Origin of the sequence: Sulfurovum sp. bin170, assembly GCF_010892395.1 — a bacterium.
Lineage (GTDB): Bacteria > Campylobacterota > Campylobacteria > Campylobacterales > Sulfurovaceae > UBA1140.
The window spans coordinates 1-6,679 of sequence record NZ_JAACKB010000319.1; the positions used below are offsets into that span (position 1 = coordinate 1).

The window sequence follows — 6,679 nt, forward strand, 5'->3', positions numbered from 1 at the left end:
AAGAGACCTATAATGATTATCTAATTTATATATTTGAGTACTATCATGATAAAAAAGTTTTATTTGTTCCTCATAGATTAGAAAAGATAGATAATGAGATTGCAAACTATATAGATGAGTCTGATAGGATAAATTTACTAATACCAGATGAATCTATAGAGTTATATTTTTTAAATAATCATATATATCCCAATGAAGTTGCCTCTTTTATTACATCAGCATTATTTAATATACGCAAACTTTTTCCAGATACAGATACAAAAGCATTTAGAATTGATACAGAATTTTTAGATAAGTCTCATCGAAAAAATATAGAACTTATCTATAAATATTATCAAAATGAAGATGTAAGAATCATAGAGATGAAAGATATATTAAATGAAGAGAGTTGAAACAAAATTAATTATTAAGAGAAAAAAAGATTTTGATAAAGGTGAAAAGAATCTTTTTATGGTTAGTACACTGCTTCAACTTCTCTCTGCTGTTGAGGCACAGCGATATTTTAATGCTAAGAACTGCACACTAGTTTTACTCTTTTATGGGGATAAAAACCAAGATGAGACACATTTAAAAAGTAAACTTCACCTGTTTGATTATGATAAGTTAGTTATTTTGGATAAAGGAGATGCAAAAAGCTATATCAATTTAAATATTACCTTGATTAAGGAGCTTAGAAAAGAGCATTACCGTAGAGTTTTTGTCGGTTTTTTTGGTGCCAATATGCGACGATTTATTGCCAATATTGGATATGAAGAGCTATTTTTAATAGATGATGGTGTCTATACTATATCAATTCATAATGAACTCTATAGCTCCAACACAGAAGGTTATAAAAAATATATTACTGCTTTTTCTGAAAAAGAGAGAAAAGGGAGACTGAAAAAACTAAAGTTTGCACTCTATCATAATTTTAGAAAATCATATCTTCTGTTATATGGTTATAAGAATGATATGCGTAAGATGAAACTCAATTTTTTCACCATGTTTCAACTGCCTCAATATCAAGATGAGATTATCATAACCCATAAATTTGAGGCTTTAAGGGAGCAGTATAACTTAAGTAGTGATACCAATAAAGATGATACGATTTATTTTCTTGGTCAACCATTGGATAGAGTAATTGATATAAGTAGTGAACAGTATTTAAGATACTTAAAAACAATATTTGAAAAATATAAACAAGAAAACAAAAGCATCATCTATATTCCTCATAGAGCTGAAAATAAAAATTTACTTGATGAGATAGAAGTGATGGATGAATATAATCTACAGATATTAAAACCTGATATAGCATTTGAACTGTATGTTTTAGATAATAGAATTAATATAACTCATATAGCATCATTTACATCAACAGCACTCTCTTCGATAAAAAAACTTTTCCCATCAGCAAAGGTAGAGGCATTTAAGTTCCCCATGGAGGGTGAAATCGGAAAAACTTCCTCTTTAATATACAGCTTGTTTGCAGATGAAGGTATAGCTGTTTATGAGTGGAATATGTGCTGTTTATATCAAACTAAAGATGAGGAGTCTCTGTGTCACCAATAACCTATCCCTCAAACCAAGGAAACCTCTACTTCTTCAACTTCTCCCCATGGCGAATGATGCAGATAGAGCCATTTTTCTATGCACCCAATAACCAAAAGTTTATCTGTAAATCGTTGGATGAAGCATTAGATAAAGGATTAGAGAGTCAATCAAATATCTTTATCTATGGAATCATAGAGTTCCCCGAGGTAGAAGCGTATGCCAAAGAGAACAGCATGACCATCTATCGCATAGAGGATGCCTTTATTCGTTCTGTCGCACTAGGGTCTGGATTTGCAAAACCATACTCAATGGGCATTGACTCTAGGGGTATCTACTTTGACCCACGAAAACCATCAGATTTGGAGTATCTACTGGAAAATCATGATTTTTCAAATGAGCTACTAGAGAGAGCAAAAAAAGTTAGAGCAGAGGTGGTAGCCTCTAAGTTTTCCAAATATAACCATCTCGAACACAGTGAAATAGAGATAGATAGAGCAAGGTATGACAAGGTGATACTGGTCATTGGACAAGTAGAAGATGATATGTCTATAAAGTTTGGGGCATTTGGCTTGAATAATAGTGATTTGCTACAGATGGTAAAAGAGAGAAATCCAAAAGCCTATATCATCTATAAACCTCACCCCGATGTGCTTTCAGGTAATAGAAAAGGGAGTATAGCTAAAGAGATTATAGAGAGTTGTACCAATGAGGTGCAGACCATGATAAGCATAGACTCCTGTATCGCGGTGAGTGATGAGGTGCATACTCTCACATCAGGGGCAGGGTTTGATGCTTTGATTCGTGGGAAAAAAGTTTACACTTACGGTATGCCTTTCTATGCAGGATGGGGATTAACTACGGATTATCGCAGGTGTGAGAGAAGAACAGCTGTTCGTTCTCTTGATGAGTTGGTGGCTGCGACACTTATTCTCTTTCCACGATATATCTCTCCAAAAACAGGAGAGTTCTGTGAAGTGGAGCAGACACTTAGGGAGCTAAAAGAGGAGCAGAAGAGGTACTTTTCTGATAGATTTTATAGGTATAGAGTCAATTTCAAGGGATATATACTTCCAAGAGGGCGTAAGCTTATTCGTGCTATTTTGAAGCCATTCAGATTGAAAATTTGAGATATTTTTAAAGCGTACTGTTTAAGATATTATTATATTTAAATATCTTTTTATAAGAAGCTTGATTTAGGCTATTTTTTAAACTTTTGATATGTGTCATATGATGTGTATCTGAGCCAACAAAATCTACCATACCATTTTTAATCAATCTTTCAACAATATTCTTAATATCATTATTATAGTACCCAGAGATTGAATTTAAATTAATCTGAAACAGAACATCTGTATTCTCTTTTAACTCTATATATTTATCAAAGTCATGATGCCAATAGAGATAACGCTCAGGATGTGCCAAAATAGGTGTATAGCCTTTTAGTCTTATATCATAGATTAGATTATCAATATCATGTGGAGGTGTGAAATATGAAAATTCAAACAGTAAGTAGTTCTCTTTTCCAAAAGTTAAAAGCTCTTCTTTCTCTAAAAGTTCCTCAAAATACTCATCTACATAATACTCTGCTGCCACTTCAATATCTATATCTATTCCCTGTTTAATCAACTCTCTTTTTAAAGCGTTATATCCCTCTAAGATTTTCATATGGCTATTGGGAAACATATCACTAATATGAGGAGTAGTAATAAGCTTTTTATATCCAATCTTTTGTAACGCTTTTATAAGCTCTATAGAGCTTTCCATATCTTTAGCACCATCATCAATTCCAGGAATCAGATGAGAGTGTATATCAATAGGGGTTAAAAGCCTGTTTTTTTTTGAGAAAAAGGAGAACATTACTTACTCTTCTCTTCTCCATATCCATAGTCATAACCATAGCCATAACCATAGCCATATCCATAGCCATAGCCATAACCTCTATTTTTATATAACTTCACCCCATTAAGAACAATACCTGATGATTTAATCTTTTTATCTATAACCATTTTATTAAAGTTTTTAAGATAACTCTTCTCTGCTACATCTGCTCTAACAGTTAAAAGTAGTATATCAGTATGTTTTAAAATCATATTTGCATCAGTTACAGAACCAATTGGAGCTGTATCAAAGATAATATAGTCATAATCTCTCTCTAGCTCATCAATTACCTTTGCAAATTTTTTACTCATAAGAAGCTCTGAAGGGTTTGGAGGAATAGAACCTGCTGGAAAAAAGTCAAGATTATCATTAAGTTTTTGGATAATAGTCTCTAGTTCTATATCATTTGTCAAAAAATTACTCATTCCGATTTTATTACTTCTTTTTAACTCCTTATATAATCTTGGTTTTCTAAGATCCAAATCCATAATCAATACCTTTTTATCCGCTGCTGCAATAACCTCTGCTAAACCAGCTGCAATAGTAGTTTTTCCCTCTCCAGCAACTGTTGAAGAGACTAAAATCGTAGTACACTCTTTATCCTCAGAGATAACAAACTGTAAATTTGTACGAATATTTCTAAGTGCCTCTTTGAAAAATCTACTGTTATCTTTTAGTGGTAGAGTACCATATATAGGCGCATCTGTTAGAGCCTCTATATCTTTTATCTCTCTTATCTTTGTATCTAAAAGTAGTCTCAATACAACATAAGCAACTCCTAATATAAGTCCTAATAGAAGCCCTGAAAGAACTATATTTCTCTTATTTGGTTTTATAGGAAATTTTGCTATATATGCATCTTCAATAATTTTAGTATTTGCTATAGTTGATGCTTTTGACATCTCTATCTCTATCTTTTTTTGTAATAAAAAAGTGTAAACATCTTCACTCAAAGAGAAGCTCTTTTGTAACTCTTGATTAATTAGTTTTTTTGCAGGAAGAGCTTTGAGAATAGATTTTTTGCCTCTTATATCACTTCTTAAGAGTCTAATTTTTGACTCTAAATTCCTCTTAACCATCAAAATATTAGTCAAGATTGTCGATTTTGCTATCTCCTTATCTCTCTGTAGCTTCTCAATATTTATTGCAATTTTTTCATGAATTCTATCTCTACTTTTATCAACAGTAGCCATCTGCCCTACTACTTGAGGGTGTTCATTTGTAAAACCTACTAGTAGAGTTGATGCAGATATTTCTTCCTCCTTAAGCCTATTAATAAGTGCAATAAGTTGCATATCTGATGTAATAGATTTACTAATATCTTTTTGTTGAAATCTAAACTCTCTTAACTTCTCGTCACTACTTTTAAAACTTTCAATTAGAGACCCAATAGAAGATATATCAACACCTGTACTAGCTAAAGAGACAGTACTTAAGGTATTATTGGATTTTAAACTATATATGAAAGCTTCAATCTCTTGTAGTTGCATAGTTATATTATCTACAGATTCCTTTCTCTTATTAATTATCTCTGCCATACTAGAACTGTCTCCCATTGTAAAGTATGCGCTATTTTTCTGTTGATGTTTCTGTAGTTTACTACCTTTGGATTTTAGGTTCGATTTAACCTCTATAATTTGCCTATCTAAAAACTCCAGTGTCTGTTCTAGTTCAACTGTTTTATTTTTTAGGTCATAGTCAATAAAGCTTTTTGCTATCTCACTTATAACTCTTTTTGCTCGTATAGGAAGTCTGTCTTCATATGTGATTTTCATTATCTCATCAGATAGAGTCAGTATATTTATACTCTCTATAACTTTCTCAATTTGTGTACTTCTATCAAAGGTTTTAAAAAAATAACTTTTTTCTGTAAGAGAGCTAGATATTGAACTAGTAAAATCTGAAAAAGATAAAAACTTATGAATTTTGTTCTCCATTGAGTCAACAAAAAGGTCTACTCCTTCACTCTTTATTACTCTTAGGGTAAAGTGTATGTTTTTTATCTCACTGTTATAGCTATGGACATAACTATAATCTATAGAATCAACCTTTAGTCTAAATCGATGTTTACTCAAAGGTATTATCTCAAAAAATTCTCCATATAAATTTTCATTATGATAGAGGATATCTATCTTGTGATCTGTAAACTTCTCAACTTCAAATTTTTTAAAATCTTTTTTAATAAAATAGTCTCTCTTAATATTAACCTTATCAATCATTGTACTAATAAACTTTTTTGATTTAATAGTGAGCCTAGATAGCTTAAGTCGTTCATTCATTGTATTATCTAACAGTGATATAGAAGAGGGAAGTACAGCTCTCATATTAGACTGCTCCTTAGTCTCTAGAGAGATGGTTGCACTAGCACTATATGTGTAGTCTAAAAAGTGAGCATATATCGCTACAGCAGATGCAAATAGTATAGTAATAGATAGAATTAAAAAAATATTTTTTCGTAAAACTAAAATAATACTCTGTATATCAAGTTGATTATCCTCCATTAATCATTTCCATTTGAGAGATAATCAAAGGTTAAAATTGTTCCTGCTATAGCAGTGATTGATTGAATGATTGGCAGATAGTCTTGGATTCCAACCTTGATAGCTTTTGTACCTTTTGGTTCAACATATACAATAGTATTATTTCTCAACATGAGATTATCTGTATTGAGCATACTTAGTTTCGTAAAGTCAACAGTTCTCATCTTATGTTTTCCCTCTTCCTTGCTGATAATTCTAACTCTATCTCTTAATGAATGGTCTGTGAATCCTCCCGCTTTACTGATAACTTCTATAATAGATATACTATTCCCAACAATAGGTATAACTCCTTTGCCTCCTATCTCACCTAAGACAAACACTTTATGGTTCTTGATGGATGTTTTAATATAAGGCTGTTTGAGATAACGCGTATACTCTTTTGTGAGTTTATTATTTAACTCTTTAATTGTTAAACCTTTAACTTTTACCTCTTGAAGAAGAGGAAGATATATTGTCCCATCTGTAGATACAATATACTCATTATTAATGGAGGCACTTAGACTGTTTGCAATAGCTGAACCATTTAGTATATTTGCTTTTTGGTTCATATTGTAAATATCTATTTTTAGAATATCATCAGATACAATTTTACTATCATAACTTATATTTATATCTTGTGCTTGACTCATCAATGATGGATCTTCATTTTGAAAAAGTTTATACTCCTTGATACTGCACCCTGAAAAGAGAACTGTAAAAGCTATTATTAGAGATTTCATAACTACTCCTGT

Annotated in this window: 6 protein-coding genes; 3 read left to right on the forward strand and 3 right to left on the reverse strand. The window is 31.5% G+C overall.

Features of this window, described 5'->3' with window-relative positions; translation table 11 throughout:
- The 3 genes from GSY74_RS07605 to GSY74_RS07615 form a co-directional block, all read left to right on the forward strand.
- Window positions 1–392: hypothetical protein (locus GSY74_RS07605; RefSeq protein WP_164664502.1), on the forward strand; the 392-nt coding region annotated here is incomplete at its 5' end.
- Window positions 379–1,548: a polysialyltransferase family glycosyltransferase gene (locus tag GSY74_RS07610; protein ID WP_164664503.1), complete on the forward strand. Its 1,170-nt coding sequence runs from the start codon at window positions 379–381 to the stop codon at window positions 1,546–1,548. The genes GSY74_RS07605 and GSY74_RS07610, both read left to right, overlap by 14 nt.
- Entirely contained in the window at window positions 1,536–2,657 is a 1,122-nt protein-coding gene (locus GSY74_RS07615) for a hypothetical protein (protein WP_164664504.1), read from the forward strand. Before GSY74_RS07610 ends, GSY74_RS07615 begins: the two co-directional genes overlap by 13 nt.
- A gap of 7 nt (window positions 2,658–2,664) precedes the next feature.
- Here the strand turns inward: GSY74_RS07615 and GSY74_RS07620 are convergent, their stop codons facing one another.
- Genes GSY74_RS07620 through GSY74_RS07630 form a run of 3 tightly spaced genes read right to left on the reverse strand, consistent with a single transcriptional unit; the run spans window position 2,665 to window position 6,667 of the window.
- Window positions 2,665–3,387 carry a tyrosine-protein phosphatase gene (locus GSY74_RS07620; RefSeq protein ID WP_223157506.1) on the reverse strand — a complete coding sequence of 241 codons (723 nt, stop codon included), beginning with the start codon at window positions 3,385–3,387 and terminating at the stop codon, window positions 2,665–2,667.
- The gene (locus GSY74_RS07625) at window positions 3,387–5,909 is read right to left on the reverse strand and encodes a polysaccharide biosynthesis tyrosine autokinase (RefSeq protein ID WP_164664505.1); all 2,523 of its coding nucleotides are present in this window, start codon (window positions 5,907–5,909) and stop codon (window positions 3,387–3,389) included. The genes GSY74_RS07620 and GSY74_RS07625 overlap by 1 nt, the downstream gene beginning before the upstream one ends.
- The gene (locus GSY74_RS07630; protein WP_164664506.1) at window positions 5,909–6,667 is read right to left on the reverse strand and encodes a polysaccharide biosynthesis/export family protein; all 759 of its coding nucleotides are present in this window, start codon (window positions 6,665–6,667) and stop codon (window positions 5,909–5,911) included. Before GSY74_RS07630 ends, GSY74_RS07625 begins: the two co-directional genes overlap by 1 nt.
- Window positions 6,668–6,679 lie beyond the last annotated feature (12 nt).

Excerpts from the sequence above, each read along its gene's own strand:
- GSY74_RS07610 (WP_164664503.1), top strand. The coding sequence starts at position 379 with ATGAAGAGAGTTGAAACAAAATTAATTATTAAGAGAAAAAAAGATTTT.
- GSY74_RS07620 (WP_223157506.1), bottom strand. The coding sequence starts at position 3,387 with ATGTTCTCCTTTTTCTCAAAAAAAAACAGGCTTTTAACCCCTATTGAT.
- GSY74_RS07625 (WP_164664505.1), bottom strand. The coding sequence starts at position 5,909 with ATGGAGGATAATCAACTTGATATACAGAGTATTATTTTAGTTTTACGA.
- GSY74_RS07630 (WP_164664506.1), bottom strand. The coding sequence starts at position 6,667 with ATGAAATCTCTAATAATAGCTTTTACAGTTCTCTTTTCAGGGTGCAGT.